18 protein-coding genes are annotated in these 17539 nt (G+C 37.7%); 12 read left to right on the forward strand and 6 right to left on the reverse strand.

Features of this window, described 5'->3' with window-relative positions; translation table 11 throughout:
* Window positions 1–61 precede the first annotated feature (61 nt).
* Both R3E32_09415 and R3E32_09420 read left to right on the forward strand, forming a co-directional pair.
* Window positions 62–997 (forward strand): prolyl oligopeptidase family serine peptidase, encoded by a 936-nt coding sequence (locus tag R3E32_09415; GenBank protein ID MEZ4884931.1) that lies wholly within the window; start codon window positions 62–64, stop codon window positions 995–997.
* 106 nt (window positions 998–1103) lie between these two features.
* Window positions 1104–1613, forward strand: coding sequence for a hypothetical protein (locus R3E32_09420; GenBank protein MEZ4884932.1), 510 nt, complete (start codon window positions 1104–1106; stop codon window positions 1611–1613).
* 28 nt (window positions 1614–1641) lie between these two features.
* Here the strand turns inward: R3E32_09420 and R3E32_09425 are convergent, their stop codons facing one another.
* A complete protein-coding gene (locus R3E32_09425; protein MEZ4884933.1) occupies window positions 1642–1794 on the reverse strand; it encodes a hypothetical protein in 153 nt (50 codons plus the stop codon).
* 40 nt (window positions 1795–1834) lie between these two features.
* On the opposite strand from R3E32_09425, the gene R3E32_09430 reads away from it, so the two are divergent.
* From R3E32_09430 to R3E32_09445, 4 genes are all read left to right on the forward strand, one after another.
* Entirely contained in the window at window positions 1835–2032 is a 198-nt protein-coding gene (locus R3E32_09430; protein ID MEZ4884934.1) for a hypothetical protein, read from the forward strand.
* 124 nt (window positions 2033–2156) lie between these two features.
* Window positions 2157–2771 (forward strand): hypothetical protein, encoded by a 615-nt coding sequence (locus R3E32_09435; protein ID MEZ4884935.1) that lies wholly within the window; start codon window positions 2157–2159, stop codon window positions 2769–2771.
* Between the two features lie 288 nt (window positions 2772–3059).
* Window positions 3060–5030: a molecular chaperone HtpG gene (gene htpG, locus R3E32_09440; GenBank protein ID MEZ4884936.1), complete on the forward strand. Its 1971-nt coding sequence runs from the start codon at window positions 3060–3062 to the stop codon at window positions 5028–5030.
* A 149-nt stretch (window positions 5031–5179) separates the two neighbouring features.
* Complete coding sequence (locus tag R3E32_09445; GenBank protein MEZ4884937.1) at window positions 5180–5779, forward strand: hypothetical protein; 600 nt, start codon at window positions 5180–5182, stop codon at window positions 5777–5779.
* Between the two features lie 473 nt (window positions 5780–6252).
* Here the strand turns inward: R3E32_09445 and R3E32_09450 are convergent, their stop codons facing one another.
* The gene (locus tag R3E32_09450; GenBank protein ID MEZ4884938.1) at window positions 6253–6699 is read right to left on the reverse strand and encodes a hypothetical protein; all 447 of its coding nucleotides are present in this window, start codon (window positions 6697–6699) and stop codon (window positions 6253–6255) included.
* Window positions 6699–7235 carry a GNAT family N-acetyltransferase gene (locus R3E32_09455; GenBank protein ID MEZ4884939.1) on the reverse strand — a complete coding sequence of 179 codons (537 nt, stop codon included), beginning with the start codon at window positions 7233–7235 and terminating at the stop codon, window positions 6699–6701. The genes R3E32_09450 and R3E32_09455 overlap by 1 nt, the downstream gene beginning before the upstream one ends.
* Window positions 7236–7948: 713 nt before the next feature.
* On the opposite strand from R3E32_09455, the gene R3E32_09460 reads away from it, so the two are divergent.
* Both R3E32_09460 and R3E32_09465 read left to right on the forward strand, forming a co-directional pair.
* On the forward strand, window positions 7949–8470 hold the full coding sequence (locus R3E32_09460; protein ID MEZ4884940.1) for a hypothetical protein: 522 nt from the start codon (window positions 7949–7951) through the stop codon (window positions 8468–8470).
* Window positions 8471–8744: 274 nt separating this feature from the next.
* A complete protein-coding gene (locus tag R3E32_09465) occupies window positions 8745–8948 on the forward strand; it encodes a hypothetical protein (GenBank protein MEZ4884941.1) in 204 nt (67 codons plus the stop codon).
* A gap of 458 nt (window positions 8949–9406) precedes the next feature.
* Here the strand turns inward: R3E32_09465 and R3E32_09470 are convergent, their stop codons facing one another.
* From R3E32_09470 to R3E32_09480, 3 genes are all read right to left on the reverse strand, one after another.
* A complete protein-coding gene (locus R3E32_09470) occupies window positions 9407–11254 on the reverse strand; it encodes an ABC transporter ATP-binding protein (protein ID MEZ4884942.1) in 1848 nt (615 codons plus the stop codon).
* Between the two features lie 157 nt (window positions 11255–11411).
* The gene (locus tag R3E32_09475; protein ID MEZ4884943.1) at window positions 11412–13235 is read right to left on the reverse strand and encodes an ABC transporter ATP-binding protein; all 1824 of its coding nucleotides are present in this window, start codon (window positions 13233–13235) and stop codon (window positions 11412–11414) included.
* 349 nt (window positions 13236–13584) lie between these two features.
* Window positions 13585–14976 carry a hypothetical protein gene (locus R3E32_09480; GenBank protein MEZ4884944.1) on the reverse strand — a complete coding sequence of 464 codons (1392 nt, stop codon included), beginning with the start codon at window positions 14974–14976 and terminating at the stop codon, window positions 13585–13587.
* Between the two features lie 166 nt (window positions 14977–15142).
* Between R3E32_09480 and R3E32_09485 the strand changes: the two genes are divergently transcribed.
* The 4 genes from R3E32_09485 (at window position 15143) to R3E32_09500 (ending at window position 17476) form a co-directional block, all read left to right on the forward strand.
* Window positions 15143–15706: a thymidine kinase gene (locus tag R3E32_09485; GenBank protein MEZ4884945.1), complete on the forward strand. Its 564-nt coding sequence runs from the start codon at window positions 15143–15145 to the stop codon at window positions 15704–15706.
* 186 nt (window positions 15707–15892) lie between these two features.
* Window positions 15893–16576 carry a carboxypeptidase-like regulatory domain-containing protein gene (locus tag R3E32_09490; GenBank protein ID MEZ4884946.1) on the forward strand — a complete coding sequence of 228 codons (684 nt, stop codon included), beginning with the start codon at window positions 15893–15895 and terminating at the stop codon, window positions 16574–16576.
* Between the two features lie 77 nt (window positions 16577–16653).
* Window positions 16654–16875 (forward strand): hypothetical protein, encoded by a 222-nt coding sequence (locus R3E32_09495; GenBank protein MEZ4884947.1) that lies wholly within the window; start codon window positions 16654–16656, stop codon window positions 16873–16875.
* 139 nt (window positions 16876–17014) lie between these two features.
* A complete protein-coding gene (locus tag R3E32_09500) occupies window positions 17015–17476 on the forward strand; it encodes a hypothetical protein (GenBank protein MEZ4884948.1) in 462 nt (153 codons plus the stop codon).
* The last annotated feature ends 63 nt before the right edge of the window (window positions 17477–17539 follow it).

Below are 17539 nucleotides of genomic sequence, written 5' to 3' on the forward strand. Positions count from 1 at the left end.
AAAGTTCTACAAATCCAATGCCTCAAAATTCAGTTTATACGATAAAATTTCTCACTCGCTTATGAAAAAAAAATACCTACTTCAAAGTACATTTTTGATACTTATTTTTACTGCAATGTCTTGTCAGCAAACACCTTCATCTCCTTCAATCAGTTCAGCCCAATTACTTCGAGTACCCATCGAAAGCAGTGTTGACCAAAAGGAACGAGATTTCTTCTTGTATTTACCCAAAGGCTATAAACAAGCAGTTAGTCAAGGAGAAAAATTGCCTGTTTTGCTGTTTTTACATGGCGATGGTGAGCGTGGCAATGGCAAAGACGAATTGGATTTTGTGATTACCCACGGTCCACTTTATGAAGCTTGGGTGCAAAAAAGAGATTTACCATTCATTATCATTGGACCACAATTGCCCATGTTTGGCAGAGATACCATCGGGATTTCTTACCTCTCCGACCGCAACAAAAATGCCATTCCCAAACGTTTAGAGGAAGGCGTGCCTGAACGGGAAGCCAATTTTGAAACGGAAGGAAAAATGAAAGGCGCAGTTCCTGCCGAAACGTTGGAAGCATTGCCTCCTGATGGATGGGAAAAGTGCGAACAAGACTTACTCACCATGATTGACCTCGTACTCAAAAACTACAATGGAGATTCGAAACGTCTGTATTTAAGCGGAATTAGTTATGGGGGATATGGCACTTGGTATATGGCGAGCAAACATGCCAAAATATTTGCAGCTATTAGTCCTGTCGTGGGTTGGGGACACCCCGATTTGATGCCTCCTATTGCTGAGGAAAAACTGCCTGTTTGGGCGTTTGCAGGTGGGCGTGATTATGTGGTTCAAACCCAATATTTTTTTGAAGGACTCAACAAATTAGAGGAACTAGGACACGACTATGTTCGCTTTACGATTCATGAAGATATGGATCACGATACTTGGAAACGTGTATTTGCAGGAGAAGACATTTACAATTGGTTTTTGCAGTTTAGCAAGCCCTAAGTTTCTACAATATTCGAAAGTAGCATGAATTTTGATGCTCCGATTACCTACTTTTAGTTTTTGGACGAGAGAGCAGAGAAGTGAGATTTCAATCAAATTATCCAACATGAATACCCTAATATCCATTTTTGAAGCAACCGAACAAACATTATTATCGCAAGGATTCACTATCGAACGAAAAGACAGCAATCGTCCGTGGGGTGGTTTCTTTGTCATTGAAGAACAACAAGCTGCAAAGTTCGTAGAGACCTATTTTCCCGAACAATCTACCAACGATTTGGTAGATGGTCGAATGGTCAGTCCGAAAATTTTATTGGTTGCACCCAACAAACGTTTGTCTTGGCAGTACCATCACCGCCGTTCAGAAGTCTGGCGGGTCGTTGAAGGGCGGGTCGGCATTGTGCGTAGTCAAACCGATGAAGAACAGGCAGTAGAATATTTTGAAGTAGGTGATGTCATTACGCTTTCGCAAGGTGAAAGACACCGATTGGTCGGCTTAGACGATTGGGGAAAAATAGCCGAAATTTGGCAGCATACCGACCCAAACAATCCTTCAAATGAAAATGATATTGTCCGATTGCAGGACGATTTTGGACGAAATACGCCTGAAAAATAGCTTATTCAAAAAAGTCCTCTCAAAAAATCTACTTCAATCCCAATTTGGCGGTAGTCAAAATCCCGTTTTTTCTGCAATAGGAAAAAATCACCCCTGTTATATTTTGCAGCAAACTGCCTTCAAATCTTGGTAAAAAGCAAAGACGGCATTGTTCAATTTTTGAGAAAGTGTTGGTTTTCAAACATTCCATATTTTTCAGAACAAACTTCAAAAGTATTTACATGAAAAAAATATTTTTTGGAGACGTGAATTTTGAGTTTTGGGATAAGCATCAAAATTTGTACAGTAAAAAAGAGGATGAAAATCCATTTGCTACTTTATTGATAGTAAACATCTTACCTTTGTCATTAATAACAAATCTTCTTTTTTTTATTCCCCGAGTTCCTTCCTCTTTTGTAAAACAGAGTGAAAATAAATGAACTAAAATGTAATTGGGTAAGGCTTAAATGTACCTTAAATTTGTAGCATCAAACAATTAATAAAGTTGTAACCACATTGATGTATAAGTTACAACAATCATTTAACCCCAATAAAACATTTATCATGCAACAGATTAAGAGAATGTTTATGTTAGTTTTGACGATTGGATTCATTTTTGGTTTTCAATCATGCAAAAAAGATGGAGAAATTCAACTCACAAAAACAGATTATTTAACCATTCAAGAAGGTTGGACTCTTGAAAGCACAGACGGTAATGTGGATGTAATTACCGATGCCTTGATTGCCTTGTATTTCCAAATATTACCTCCTGAAATGCAAACACCTGAAATAGAAGCCGAACTGCGTTCCGAGTTTGATTTGGAGTCACTTATCGAATTGGACGAATGTGATAAGGACAATATCACAATTTTTAAAACAAATGGTGATGTAATTGACGACCAAGGAATTATAATCTGTGAAGGCGCATCAACAACAGTGGACAATACATGGGCTTTTGGTGCCAATGAAACCCAATTGCTCATCACCGACAAACAAGATGGTGAAACGCAAACATTTACAATCAAGACCTTGAATGAATCAAGGCTCAGCATAGAACTTCGTATGTCAATTGCAGAAGAATTTGATGCCCAAGATTTGGGCGAATTGGAAGGATTGGTAGGCTACGATAACTTCATCACACAAGATATCGTACTTACTCTTACCTTCAAGGCGAATTAAACGAAGGACAGGGAAGCTTTTTGCTTCAAAATAAATGGCGGAATCTGGTTTTTATAGCTGGATTTCGCCATTTTTAGTTAACCCTTCATGAAAAAATTTCCCTACCAACTTGACCATTCTGACACTGAATCCAATGACATTTGCGCCAAAATGTCAGTAAAAAGGGATAATATCTGCAATGGCATAACATTTGAAAAGACAGTCAAGTGATTAAACAGCGGAAGACTTTGAGACTTCTGATGTTTCGTGAGTTGAAATAAACTAACAACAAATCAAAATATAGACAATATGCAAACAGGTACCATTAGCGTTCAGACGGAAAACATATTTCCGATTATCAAGAAATACTTATACTCTGACCAAGAGATATTTTTGAGAGAGTTGGTTTCAAATGCCGTAGATGCGACCCAAAAATTGAAAACCCTTTCGAGGTTGGGTGAAGCAGCAGGTGAATTGGGAGACTTGACCATTGAAGTGAAAGTAGATGCAGATGCCAAAACTCTGACTATTAGCGATAAGGGAATAGGTATGACCCAAGAAGAAGTCGAAAAATACATTACCCAAATTGCGTTTTCGAGTGCCAAAGAATTTGCAGAAAAATTTCAAGGTAAAGATGCAGATGCCATTATTGGGCATTTTGGATTGGGCTTTTTCTCTGCTTTTATGGTGGCCAACAAAGTGGAAATCCACACTCTTTCTTACAAAGATGGTTCGGAAGGAGTACATTGGACAAGTGACGGGACGACCGAATACACAATTGACACGAGTGACAAAGCGAATCGTGGAACGGACATTATTTTGCACATTGAAGAAGAAGCTGCTGAATACCTGAGAGAGGCACGTATTGAAGAATTGCTGAACAAATATTGCCGCTTTTTGCCTGTTGATATTCAATTTGGTACACGTACTGAGTATGTACCCGTTGAAAAAGACGAAGCTGCTGCAATTGAAGATGCAGAAGTCGTAGAAGAAGATGTAGAAGCTACTGCAAATGAGGACGCAACAACAGATACGGATAATGCAGAAGTTGAAGCTGAAGAACCTGAAACCAAAGAGATTCAAGTTCCCAAAATCATCAACGATACGCATCCAATTTGGAAGAAAAAACCAGCAGATTTAACGGATGAAGACTACAAAAATTTCTACCGTGCATTGTATCCGATGGGCGAAGAACCTTTGTTTTGGATTCACCTCAATGTGGACTATCCCTTCAATTTGACGGGTGTATTGTTTTTCCCGAAAATCAAGGCAAACTTTGAAGTACGCAAAGACCGTATCCATTTGTATAGCAATCAGGTGTTTGTAACAGATCATGTTGAAGAAATCGTTCCCGACTTTTTGATGTTGCTACATGGAGTAATTGACTCACCAGACATTCCGCTGAACGTCTCTCGTTCTTACCTTCAAAGTGACCCAGAAGTTAAAAAAATCAACAAATACATCACCCGAAAAGTGGGTGACAAGTTGGACGAAATGTTCCGCAATGAACGTGCAAATTTTGAAGAAAAGTGGGAAAGCATTGGTGTCTTGGTGAAATACGGCATGGTGACGGATGAAAAATTCTACGATAAAGCAAAGAATTTCTGTTTGTTGACCAACACAGAAGGCAAATTGACGACTTTTGATGAATACCAAGAACAAGTGAAGCCCCTGCAAACGGATAAGAACAATAAAATCATTGTCTTATACACCAATGACAAAGAGAACCAACACAGCTACATTGAGGCTGCAAAGGGAGAAGGCTACGATGTATTGGAGTTTGACAAATTGTTGGATCCTCACTTTATCGGCAATTTGGAGAGTAAACTGACAGATGTACAGTTCAAACGTGTGGACGCTGATCCGCTTCACAAATTGGTGGAAAAGGAAGGTGAAAATGTATCGGTTTTGACCGAAGACCAAGAGAAATCCTTGACCGACTTATTTAAAACACAAATTGGTGATGACAAGGTAATGGTGCAGGTTGAGCCTTTGTCGAGCAGCGAAAGTCCAGTGGTGATTACCCGCCCCGAATTCATGCGTCGTATGAAGGATATGAGCAATTTGGGTGGTGCGAATATGTATGGAGACTTGCCTGAATTCTTCAATGTGATTGTGAATGCAAATCACCCTGTAGTGGCTAAAATTTTGGCGGACGAGGGTGACAAACAAGCAGAGGCGGCTAAACAATTGTACGACTTGGCTTTGCTTCAACAGGGTATGTTGAAAGGTGCAGCTTTGACGGATTTTGTGAACCGTAGTGTGGGCTTGATGGGATAATTCCGAAATAATTGATTGAAATAGTTTAGTTAGGAAACCCCTTGGTGTCTTTTGATACTGAGGGGTTTTTTGTTTTTTTAGGTTTTGTTATTTAAGTATTTTTTTTGGATATTTGAGAAATTAATAATTTACTTATATTCAAAGAAAAATTGAAAAAGATACTATCTATATTTATTCTATTGATGTTGTTTCAGATTGAATGGGCTCAAGGACAAGTAATGATAAAGATCAACTCAGTAGAACAAACTGACCGAACCTTTGAGAAAAACGATGAACTCTTCTTGGAAAACAGAGCAACTAGGCATGAAGTTATTTTCATTCTTGACACTATAGACCAAAAACTAAAGACAGACAAATATCTTATTGAAACCTATTATAGTGTTTGGGATGGAGATACGACCATAGAGGAAAAAATAGTACCGAAATACACAAAATGGAAAAATGAAATTTCACCTACCAAATCGAAGAGGTTATTACTTCAATTAAAAACGGATTCGGATATACTTCAAAAAGACATATCCTTTCTTCATACTTCTCATCACTATTTCAATATTTATATTGATGTAATTCAAAATAAAGACACAATACATTGCAGAAAAACTAAGCCATTCACTTATCTATTTCCTTGGCGAATAAGTGAACCCGAAGGAACAATTTTAAATCCTAAATTAGACCATCAATTGTATAAAATATTACCAAAAACTTTTTTAGGTAGAAAGAAACTAAAACCACTAAGATTCAAGCAATAAAATGGATAAAATACCAAAACATTGTTGCTGATTTTCTCATTAAATACACTGTAACAAAAGTTATTTGACAATTACAAGGGCTTAGAATAGCTGCACTTGTTTTGTTTGTCATTTTATTACTGACCAGCATGATGGAAGGAATTATAGACTCATGGATACTTTTAGTGGAGCAGTTAAAGACTTTTGTAGTTTTCTTTTGAGAACATACTGATTTTCAAACATTCCATATCTTTAAGGGTAAACTACAAAAGTCTCATTCCACTAAAATCTTCGATGAACCGAATTATATACGTGTTAATGGCACTGCCAATTATTATTCCGTTGATATTTTTGGGAAGTGTGGTTATACATTTGATTAGGCAATACCAAGAAATCACATCTACTGACCAGTTGAATATACTGTTGTTACCCTTCTTTCGATTTTATGGGCTTAACGAAGGTATTAAATATTCACATAAATTTCATTATACAATTCATTCATTCCCTTTAGTCAATTCATAGGCATCTAAGAGTGCTTGTTCTTCATCCTCCTCATCAATCTTTTGCATCAACATCCATTCTTCTCCTAATTGACTTATATCTATCCAATCATCAAGCGTACAACCTTTTCTTAGCGCATCAGAATTAGAATAACCCAATTTTTGGTAATCTGGTTTGAGAAGAAAGGTATAGCGTCCATAATGAAGTGAAAAAATTTCGCCCGTATTAGCATTGACCAAAACGTTTAAGGTGCTTAATCTATACTTGGTTTCCTGTGGCAGTTTTTCCCCCATTTTCCCCAATAGATAATTTCCTCCTTCATCAAATCCATTGTATTCCCATTCATATAGTTTTACTTCTGCTTTTTTGATTTTGAAAAAAGAGAATAAAACGTCATTTTCTGGATTTGAACTTACTTTTTCTGAGATTGAAGTGTTCATCATTTTCTATTAACCAAAGTACGTTTCATAATATAATCTACTTGCAGTTCATTTCCCACTTGAAAAGGGTGAGAACCGCAAATAGTAAACCCGAAGTGTTTGTAAAATTGGATTGCCTTCTCATTTTTTTCCCAAACGCCTAACCACAAATAGGTCATTCCCTTGTTTTCAGCTATCTCTATGATGTGCGTCAATAATTTTTTTCCAACTTTTTTACCTTGATATTTTTTCAACACATAAATCCTTTCAAGCTCCATTCCATCGTTTTCCTTCAAATCAGTCTGAGCCATTCCCCAATTAATTTTTGCATATCCAACCGTTTCCCGCCCAACTTTTGCAAAATAATATGTAGAATTTTGGTTGTTCAATTCTGATGCTAAACGCTTCTCATTGAAGGCCAAATCCAAATACTCCTGCATATTTGCAGGAGTATTTTGCTCCGAAAATGTATTGAAAAAAGTGCTTCGGCTAATTTTTGTTAGTTCGCCAACATCTTCAAGTGTTAATTGAAGGAATTGAATTTGCTCAAGTGTCATCGCTTAGTTATTTTAATTTTAAATATATTACAAATAATTCATCAATACAATGCAAATTCCAATGTCATTCAATTAAGGTAAAAATAGCAAAAGAGGAGATAATATAGTAATTTTACAGATTCATACAATTACTTGAAAATCACTAAGAATCCCCTCTTATGCGAGATGTGAATTTACAAATTATCTCTGAGTTAAAAAGTTTTTTAACAACAGCATATAGTGAAAAAGCGAAATATTGCCAAAACCCTACTGATTTTATACGTAGTGCTTGAACGAAAACTCTTAACTAATTGAATGTCAAAACGTAACTAAATACTTAAACAGATGAATTTTTTAAAGTTTCCCCATATATCAATACCTTCAATAAATTCCTAATAAATTAACATCAAGTTGCTATAAGAATATAAAAATTGAAGGAAAAAGTTCGTTTGTTTTAACCATTAGTTATGTTTTGATAGACAGATAATTATCTCTTTCCGTTCAGGCACTACGTACCCGCAAGTTGCCTTTTAATCATTTTTTTTATTGATTATCAATATGTTGAAACGTAGTTTGTCGATAGAATTAGTAGATTTTTTGAGCAATTAGGTCAATTAGAACAATGCACTACCAAAAGTGCTTTTAGCATAGCTCGCAAGAAGTTGAAACCGACTTTCTTCGAAGATTGGAATGAGGTGTTATTCCATTCTTATTATCAAAAAGCAGGCGCAAATATGCATAAGCGGAAGGATTTTATCTTGAAAGCTACGGATGGTTCTACGGCATATTTATTCAATGATAAGGATAAAAAAATGGAGGAACACTTTGGTTTACATAAAGGTAAAGTGATGGCACGCTTAATGGTTTGCTATGATATCTTGAATGAATTAGTGGTTTTGGGCAAAATGGATAAAATAAAGACTTCTGAAAATGAGGTTGTGTATAATTGGTTAGATACCCTGAAATCCCAAAATTCTCAGCAAGGAGATGCTTTCCTCTTATACGATGCGAAATTTGTAGGTTTTCGTATGATTTATGAACATTTGGAGCGCAAGTTAGAATTTGTGATGCGTTGTAGTCCTGAATTTAGCATACAAATTAAACGTTTTGTGGGATCAGGCAAAAAACAACAAATCATTGATATGCAATCAAATACGCAAGAATTCAAAGAAATGCAGCAGTTGGGACATCCAGTAAACATAGACACTCGTTTAAAGCTGACCTTTCGCACCCTAAAATTCTATTTTTTGTATTAAAGTAACTATCCGATTATAGCAAACCTAAAAATCATTAAATTAACAAAAAAATAGAATTTAAATGTTTGTTTATCAATAGTGGGTGCGGAAGGTCAGTTAAAGGTACGCTTAATCCGAATTGAGTTAGACAATGGAGAAATAGAAGTACTCATTACCTCTTTATTAGACCGACAAAAGTACGCTCATACCGATTTTAAACCTTTGTATCAACAGCGTTGGGGTAGTGAAACTTGCTATGACACCTTGAAAAATAAATTACAAATAGAGGTGGTTAGTGGACATTCCCCAGAAGCTGTTTTATTTACAAGATTTTCATGCAGCCTTAATCTTATCTAATTTACAAAGTATTGTAGAACACGAATGTAGTGAAGAAGTAGCACAAGTCAATGAGCGTAGGGAATTAGATTATGCAGTGAATCAAAATGTAGCCATTGGATGTCTGAAATATCGAGTAGTACAATTATTTTTAGCAGAATAACCTGAACAAATACTTGACCAACTCAAAAGCTTATTTATTAAACATCTTGAGCCAATTCGCCCTCATAGGAGTTTTCCCAGAATCAAAACAATACAGCATTTGAACGGAAAATACAAGACACTGAAAAATTATCGAAGAGCTATTTGACCCATAAATATAAATGATAAAAAAACATTATTGGTTTCCGCATTGATTGTTTATATTACTTAAACCCACCCCTTACCCCTCCCAAGAGGGGAATTTCCCACTTGGTAAAAGTATTCCCCTCCTTGGAGGGGCAGGGGTGGGTTGCGATTTATTCCTTTTTAATGTGAAGACCTATAACTAACTCTCGAAATCCTTAACTTAATGACATTGGTCCGTTGTTCGCAAGTCCTTAAAATCGGAAGTATCTAAGACTAATGATTTCATAATGGAAAAATACAAAAAACATCTTTTTGAATTTTTGTATTTGAATTTTACATCTCTACCTCCTCCTTCACCAAACTCTCTTTCTCCAACTGCTTCGTATAAAGCTCATAATACGCACCCTTCAATCTCATCAACTCTTTGTGATTACCATCTTCCACAATCTCCCCATGACTCATCACCAAAATGCGGTCGCAGTTTTTGATGGTCGACAGTCGGTGAGCAATAATCAAGGCAGTACGTCCTTGAATCATCTGTTCGATGCTCGCCTGAATACGGGCTTCAGTCAAGGTGTCAATAGAAGAAGTCGCTTCGTCCATAATCAAGATGCGAGGGTCGGTCAATACTGCTCGGGCAAAAGAAATCAGTTGACGCTCACCCATCGAAAGTTTTTCGCCCCCCTCTCCTACTTCCTCCTCCAATCGGCTTACAAAATCCTCAGCACCCAACAACCTCAAAGCTGCAATGATGTCTTCATCCGTTGAATCTTGCCGCCCAAATTTCACATTGTCTCGAACCGTTCCCGAAAACAAATGCGGCGTTTGAAGCACTACACCGAGTTGAGAACGAAGACTCTGCAAAGATTTAGTCATGTAATCCTCACCATCAATTTTAATGGTACCGCTTGTAGGTTCATAAAAACGACACACAAGGTTCGTCACCGTCGTTTTACCCGCACCCGTTGCACCAACCAATGCAACCGACTGACCTGCTTCAATATGCAAATTGAAGTTTGGCAAAACCACCTTTTCCTCCACATACTCAAAACGGGTATTTTCAAACTGAATTTCGCCTTGTATTTCTCCAAAATCCGTTGCCCCTTCTTCGTCTTTTATCGTTACTTCTTCGTCAATCAGCGAAAAAATGCGTTCGCCTGCCGACAAACTACCTTGCGCCATCGCATAGAATCGAGCAATGTCCAAAATCGGCATAAATATCTGAGTAGCATAACTAAAGAAAGCTGCAAGTGTTCCGATAGTAATGCCCGTAGGTATCGCCAACGCCATTTGCCCACCTAAAAACAAGACCAATCCACCAGCCGCCGAACCAATAAAAATCACCAAAGGCATATACATTGCTGTATAATATTGCGCCATGAAAGATGATTTTCTCATGTTGTCGCTCAATCCCCTAAATTCTCTGCTTACTCTTTCTTCTTGAGCGGTGATTTTGTTAACCTGCACACCGTTGTTGTGTTCTGTAAAACTTGCGGTCAGTTCGCTGTTGATTTTTCGAGATTCACGAGAATACTTCAAAATCAGCATTCGGATTTTGACCGAAACCAAAACCAATATCGGTATGGCAGCTAATACGATTAGTGTCAATTGCCAATTGAAGAACAACATGATCGACAAGCAGATTGTAATCATGGTCATTCCCCAAATACACTCCAAAAATCCCCACGAAATCAACTCTACCACTCGCTCGGTATCGGAGGTAATCCTCGACAACAACCAACCAGAAGCTGATTTATCGTAATAGGAAAAGGATAATTTTTGCAGTTTGTGAAACATTTCTTTACGAAGGTCATACATGACCGTTTCTTGTATGTAACCCGCAGATCTGATAAAGAAAAATACGCATATCACTTGAAAAATACCATTGGCTAAAAACAAGCATCCATACCACCAAAGCCCACTCCAATCGGGGTCGGGGGTAATTCCTTTGTCCCAGCTTTTTTGATAGACTTCAACAAGTGGTGTAATCACATCGTCTAAAAAAAACATCCATATCGCTGGAAATATGGCATCGCTAATCGCTACCAATACGACCGATACAATGAATCCCCAAAACATGGATTTGTAGCTCATCGCATAGCTAAAAATACGCTTCAAAAAGGGAGTCAGTGCTCCTATATCTTTGAATTGTTCGTCTTCTGATTGTTTGTATTGTTGCATTTTTTATTGTTGTGTTAATGTGTTGGGGTTTATGATTTTGTAGAGACGTTTTACCAAAACGTCTCTACGCATTTCGATATCCTTCAAACCCTACAAAAAAAACTCTGTGCCTCCGTGTTCATTCAAAAAAAAAAACTCCGTGCCTCTGTGTTCATCGCTAAAGAAGTTCCGCCTCCATTTCTGCTTGCACTTCATAAACATTTCGATAAAACCCAGGCTTCTTGGACAATTCAAGGTGATTCCCTTCGGCAGTCACCTTCCCTTTCTCGATGACAATAATCTTGTCCGCACGTTGAACAGAAGTAATTCGATGAGCAATAATAATAGTCGTTTTGTCTTTCACTTTCTCTTTCAAAGACATTTGAATATTGTATTCTGTTTCTGTATCAACAGCCGAAGTCGCATCGTCCAAAACCAAAATATCCGTAGATTCCAAAAGCGTTCGAGCAAGCGTAACCCGCTGTTTTTGCCCTCCCGAAAGCGTGACTCCCTTCTCTCCCACCAAAGTATCATATCCCTCAGGGAAAACGTGCATAATGTCGTGAATACTTGCCGCTTTTGCAGCATCAATGATTTCATCTTCGTCCACTCTCGTTTGTGTATAAGCGATGTTGCCCTTGATGGTGGTCGAAAACAAAAACGCCTTTTGCAGCACTAGCCCAATCTGTTTTCGGAGATAGGTTTTGCTATACAATTGCAGGGATTTGCCATCCAAGAAAATTTCGCCTTTGGTGGGTTCAAAAAATCGGGTAAGCAAGGCAATAATCGTGGTTTTTCCTGCGCCTGTTGGTCCCATCAGTGCAACTTGCTGTCCTGCTGCAATTTTGAAACTCACATCCTGCAATACATATTCATTTTCTTTGGCATCAGGATATTGAAACCACACGTTTTTAAAGACAATTTCTCCCTTCAATCCTCCACCTTCAATGCCTGAATAATCTTCTTCGGGTTCATCCATAATTTTGGAGATTCGTTCCATAGCCACCATTGCCATACCCATTTGCGACACAACCCTACCGAGTCGGCGCATAGGAAAAGTCACCATGATGGCATAGGTATAAAAACTGGTCAGTTCACCAACTGTTATTTGATTGGTCAAAGCATAATACCCTCCTGCCATAATAGAGGCAGCGATTTGGAAGTGAATCATGGTATCCGAAAAAGGCCAAAAGAAAGCGTGTAGCATGGCGTGTTTTTTGCCAATCGTCAATTTTCTTTGGTTCTGACTTTCAAATTTTTCTATCTCCGAATCCTCTTGTGCAAAGGCTTGCACGACTCGAATTCCTGACAGATTTTCTTCTGCAATACCAGTGAGTTTATCTTGTTCTGCTTCATGTTTCTCCCATACCTTTTGCTCTTTTCTGAAAAAGATGTAAGAAGTTCCAACCACTATTGGAACAGAAGCAATGGCTATCAAGGAATAAGTGAGGTGAACCGATGCCATCATCCAAAAGGAAAAAACAAAAATGGAACTCAACAAGATGACATCTACCACTTGATTGAGCATAAATCGGCGTACCGTTTCGACATCTCCCGTGCTTTTTTGAATAATTTCACCCGTTGAAGTAGTGGCGTGAAAGGTCAGGGGAACTTTTTGAAGGTGGGCAAATAGCTTGTCTCGAAATTGCTTGATGGCTTTTTCGGTACAGTAGGACGAAATGGCACTGGAGGCAAACATGGATGCCCCTCGAAAAAAGGCAATACCCAGATATACAAGACCTAAACAGAGTAATACCCAAACCAAATTTCCCATAGTGAGGTCGGGAATGATGTTGTAAATCCACTGTGCAAATGTGTCGTTTGTGGTAGCTTGTTGTGTGCCATTAGACTGAAAATACACGATTACTCCGTCAATGGTGACTTGCAATACTTTGGGTTCCAACATTCTAATAAAGGTGGAAAATATGAGCAGTAATGCTGCACCAAAATAATAGTGTTTCCATTTGTCAAGGATGGAAAAGAGTTTGTAAAAATTGTGCATAGTTGAAGAATTAGGTAAAAAAAAACCGCAAGCATCGTTTTGATAATGCTTGCGGTTTACATGAAAATATAACTTATATGAAAAAATCACATAAAATACCTTATATGCCGCAAGCCTTCTCCTTCCACATCTTTGGTGAATGTGGTTTCAACCATTGAAGGTTGATTGAAGATTACGCTATATGTGTTTTTAGTGATGTTCATCAAATTTCTATTTTGTTAGATAATTGTGATTGATAATTTGAAGAATGATATATGTTGATTGAAATGGTTGTTTTCAGCTTATGTTTGGCAAACGAAAGGATTTTTCAAAAAGTTCCATCACCTTCCATTTTTTTCTAAAAAATTACTCAGTCCAAAAAACATTTTCTGATAACCTCCTTAAAATCTTTGACTACGGGATCATCGCTGTCCCAACCATAATCGTGAACCAAATTCAGATTAACATAGGTTAGTGCTTGTATATACCCTTCACTAGTGGCAATATCATCCACTGCTTTGTTGTAGGCATTGTTGTCTCCTTTAAACAGCTGATTGATAAACGCAAATCGCTGATTGAAGCTAACATCCATTTTTCTACTTGCACCATTTTTCTTCTCTTTTCCTGCATTTCTGGCCAATACATCATTCAACTCCAAAGCAACAGTTTCGTCCTCTCCACTGTAGTAATCATCCTCAAAATCAAAATCATCTTCTCTAGGTGTTGAACTTTTGACAATATCTTCCAAGATTTGTGTTCTCACAGAGTTATCATCTGTCAAAACAGGTTGATGCACAGGCTTTTCTATTTCTTCAGGCTCTTCGTCCATGAAATTTCGTGCCACCTCTCTAGGGTTGATAATGGATGTCGCCCCTTCTTCTCTTTTATTTGGCTGGATAATAGTGGTCGCATCGTCTTCTTCCGTTGAGGAATGAATAATAATCGTTGCATTTTCCTCCTCTTCCGCTTTGGAGTGAACAAGAGGAGTTATATCATCCTCTTTGGCCTCATGCATCTTTACACCAGCATTCTCTTCCGTTTCCTTCAGTTTTGCCAGAGTACGCTGCAATTTTTCTGCAATGGGAATATTCTCAGATACATTCGCTGATGTTTTTTCAAAAATCACCGTAGCTGCGTTGTTGTCCTCATTGTATTCATCCATCTTTTCCTGCCCATTCACTTCCAAATCTCCTTCAAAAAAATGGGTATCTATGTCCATCAAACTTGTAGCATCATCCGATGTATCTTCTTCTACCTCGTGTGCTTCAGTGTCTTTCTCTACTTCCAAAATCATTTCATTAATGATTTCCTCCTTCGATACACTCTCTATAGGCAATATTTCCTCCTCTTTCTCTGAAACAATAGCTGGAGTTTCTTCCTTTTCTTCAAAATGCACAGAGTCCTCTATCGTTTCTTCCTTTACAGTTGTAGATTTCTCTAAGTCTAAGATAAAGGCTTCGTTTTCTTCCACAGAAGATGTTTCGATAGGCAAGACCAGTTCTTTTGCTTCTTCTTTAATAGATGCAACTTGGTCTTCAATTTTGGCTTTTATATGGTTGATGGATGACTTTGAAGAATCTGCCTTAGGGTTTGTTTCTCGCTCCAATGCAAGCACTTGATCATATAGTTCTACCGCATATTGCTTCAATAGCGCAATTTCGAGTTGATTCGTTTGAGCATTACTCTTTCGAATGCTCTTGAATAAATAACTAATCTTGCCAACAGAAACCGCCAGTTGATTGATTAATTGCGTATTTTTCATAAACTTTTTTAGGAGTTATTGTAAATTAAATAGGTGTTTGTTTGATTTAGCAAAATCTATACCGTATTGAAGCAAGACTAGTCTAAATCAAAAGATAATGCTAATTTTGCTTGCTGAACCTTAAAGTTATAAATTTTTCTGATAAAAGAAGCTAAATCAACAGCAAATGTTTTTAGAACCCAAAGTGAAAAAAGGCTGGATTGAAGTAGTTTGCGGCTCCATGTTTTCGGGGAAAACAGAAGAACTAATTCGCCGTTTGAAACGTGCTAAATTTGCCAATCAAACCGTCGAAATCTTCAAACCATTAATAGATAACCGTTATCACAAGAGTGATATTGTGTCTCATGATGCCAATAGTATCCATTCTACCCCCATCAGCAGTTCCCAGAACATTTTGCTTTTGGCACAAAATGTGGAAGTTGTAGGCATTGATGAAGCTCAGTTTTTGGACATGGAGTTACCCAATGTCTGTAATCAATTGGCAAATAGAGGTATTCGAGTCATAGTTGCAGGTTTGGATATGGATTACAGCGGCAAGCCTTTTGGCCCATTGCCACAAGTATTGTCTATGGCGGAATACATCACCAAACTCCATGCTATTTGTATGCAGTGCGGTAATCTTGCCAACTATTCTTACCGCAAAAAAAATATAGACGAACAAGTGGTCTTAGGAGAGAAGGATTTGTATGAGCCTCGGTGTCGAAGTTGTTACCACAAAGGCGATAAGTAGTTTAGACTTTGGACGAAAGATTAAAGACAAAAGGCTATAAATCATTAACAGCAAACAAATTAAGCAAAATTTCATTTTCAATGCAATTTACCCACAACCAAATACTTACTTCTTTTGTCTTTATGCTTATGTATTTCGTCCAAAGACCAAAGCCAATCAACTAATTACGCTCTAATTGGTTGTACTATGTCCAAACAACTATTTATTGACAACAGCCGTTTAATTAAAAAACATTTCCAAAACATGCGAATATTTCTGCTTTTTGCCCTCCTCACCTTGCTATCTTACCAAGATATAGCTGCTCAACGGCTACCTGTTCAATTGACAGGTGTGGTCATGTCGAGCGACAGTATTCAACCTGTTTTTTATGCCACTATCCGTGTGCCTGGCACCAATCGGGGAACAATCAGCGATTTAAATGGTTATTTTTCCTTTGTTGTGGCAGCAGGAGATGAAGTCGTTTTTTCTGCAGTAGGCTACCAAAAACAAAAAGTCAGGATTCCCGATGGCTTCAAACACGATAGCTATTCCATCATTCAAATGATGGAACGTGATACGATTTTGCTCAATGAAGCAGTCGTTTACCCTTGGCCCAAACCCGAAGAATTCAAAGAGGCTTTTCTAACCCTCGAAGTACCCGATGATGACTATCAACGCGCCAAACGCAACTTGGCGAGAGAAACTTTGGCTGAAATTGGTGAAGTAATGGCAATGGACGGCGGTGAAAACTACAACTACCGTGCTCGCACCTACTCCCAGAACCTCTATACAGCAGGTCAAATGCAAAGGCAACGCATTTTTGAACCCCTGGCGTGGGTAGAGTTTATCAAGGCATTGAAGCGAGGAGATTTTAAGAAAAAAAATAACTAAATAACGGCATCTAAATCAGATTGTTGAAAATTTCAAATGTACAACTTATTTTTTGACCGTTACTAATGTTCATTACAATGAGCCGAACCCATAGAAATCACCCCTTCAAACTCCCTGTTTTTGCTTACGAGACGAAAGAGGAAATCTTAGACAGAGACGGCATTTCTTCCAAAATCTCCCCTCCAAAGGAGTACAAAAAACAGTACAACCAAAAGTTTAGGACCCAACAAAAGCGGAATTTGAAGCAAGGTAAACCCTTTAATTTGAAGAAGAACTCACATATTGAATATTGGTGGTGAAAAGAATTTTTCAACTTTTTGCTACATTAATTCCAAATTTTGTCGGAAACAACTAATACAATTCGTCCTATGAGGTGAAATTCAATTGCGGATTTCAATTGAACATTTTTTTTTAAAAAACTATCAAAACCTCAACCTCATGAACACTTCAAAATCATTTTTTCCTACTGCAAATTCACCTCAAATAGCTCAACAACCCGCCATATCTTCAAGCACTGCCCAATTATTATCCATTACTTTGCCAGCTTATGAGTTCTACAATTTGGGAATGGGAACTGCCAACTTTGACTTAACAGTTGCAGAAGACACTGTTATCAACCAACAATTCATCCCTAAAGGAGCTAAAGTCAATACAAATTTTGAGTACGTAGGTCCTTTTTCGAGGCAACGAATGGGAGATATTAATTTGTTGATGATCAAAGCATTGTCTGTAACGTTTGAAAATCAAACCATTTCTATCGAAACAAATACCATTAATTTGGGTCAATTTTCTGACCCCAACAATCCACCACTGATATTTATCAATACCGTTATTAGATTTGAAGTACCTATCGAAACTACGCTTGTTTTTGAAGTAAAAGAAATGATTCCGATTAGCTAAATTCTGCTTATATTTAGGTTCAACCTTTTGAAATTTTTCTCAAAAAATTTATCCTTTTCGGCT

It is taken from the genome of Chitinophagales bacterium (genome assembly GCA_041392475.1).
Classification (GTDB): domain Bacteria; phylum Bacteroidota; class Bacteroidia; order Chitinophagales; family UBA2359; genus JAUHXA01.

What these genes read in the sequence shown, in the direction of transcription:
- R3E32_09470 (MEZ4884942.1), bottom strand. Translation starts at nt 11,254, where the DNA reads ATGCAACAATACAAACAATCAGAAGACGAACAATTCAAAGATATAGGA.
- R3E32_09455 (MEZ4884939.1), bottom strand. Translation starts at nt 7,235, where the DNA reads ATGACACTTGAGCAAATTCAATTCCTTCAATTAACACTTGAAGATGTT.
- R3E32_09500 (MEZ4884948.1), top strand. Translation starts at nt 17,015, where the DNA reads ATGAACACTTCAAAATCATTTTTTCCTACTGCAAATTCACCTCAAATA.
- R3E32_09450 (MEZ4884938.1), bottom strand. Translation starts at nt 6,699, where the DNA reads ATGAACACTTCAATCTCAGAAAAAGTAAGTTCAAATCCAGAAAATGAC.
- R3E32_09490 (MEZ4884946.1), top strand. Translation starts at nt 15,893, where the DNA reads ATGTCCAAACAACTATTTATTGACAACAGCCGTTTAATTAAAAAACAT.
- R3E32_09475 (MEZ4884943.1), bottom strand. Translation starts at nt 13,235, where the DNA reads ATGCACAATTTTTACAAACTCTTTTCCATCCTTGACAAATGGAAACAC.
- R3E32_09495 (MEZ4884947.1), top strand. Translation starts at nt 16,654, where the DNA reads ATGAGCCGAACCCATAGAAATCACCCCTTCAAACTCCCTGTTTTTGCT.
- R3E32_09485 (MEZ4884945.1), top strand. Translation starts at nt 15,143, where the DNA reads ATGTTTTTAGAACCCAAAGTGAAAAAAGGCTGGATTGAAGTAGTTTGC.
- R3E32_09430 (MEZ4884934.1), top strand. Translation starts at nt 1,835, where the DNA reads ATGAAAAAAATATTTTTTGGAGACGTGAATTTTGAGTTTTGGGATAAG.
- htpG (MEZ4884936.1), top strand. Translation starts at nt 3,060, where the DNA reads ATGCAAACAGGTACCATTAGCGTTCAGACGGAAAACATATTTCCGATT.
- R3E32_09480 (MEZ4884944.1), bottom strand. Translation starts at nt 14,976, where the DNA reads ATGAAAAATACGCAATTAATCAATCAACTGGCGGTTTCTGTTGGCAAG.
- R3E32_09420 (MEZ4884932.1), top strand. Translation starts at nt 1,104, where the DNA reads ATGAATACCCTAATATCCATTTTTGAAGCAACCGAACAAACATTATTA.
- R3E32_09415 (MEZ4884931.1), top strand. Translation starts at nt 62, where the DNA reads ATGAAAAAAAAATACCTACTTCAAAGTACATTTTTGATACTTATTTTT.
- R3E32_09460 (MEZ4884940.1), top strand. Translation starts at nt 7,949, where the DNA reads ATGCATAAGCGGAAGGATTTTATCTTGAAAGCTACGGATGGTTCTACG.
- R3E32_09435 (MEZ4884935.1), top strand. Translation starts at nt 2,157, where the DNA reads ATGCAACAGATTAAGAGAATGTTTATGTTAGTTTTGACGATTGGATTC.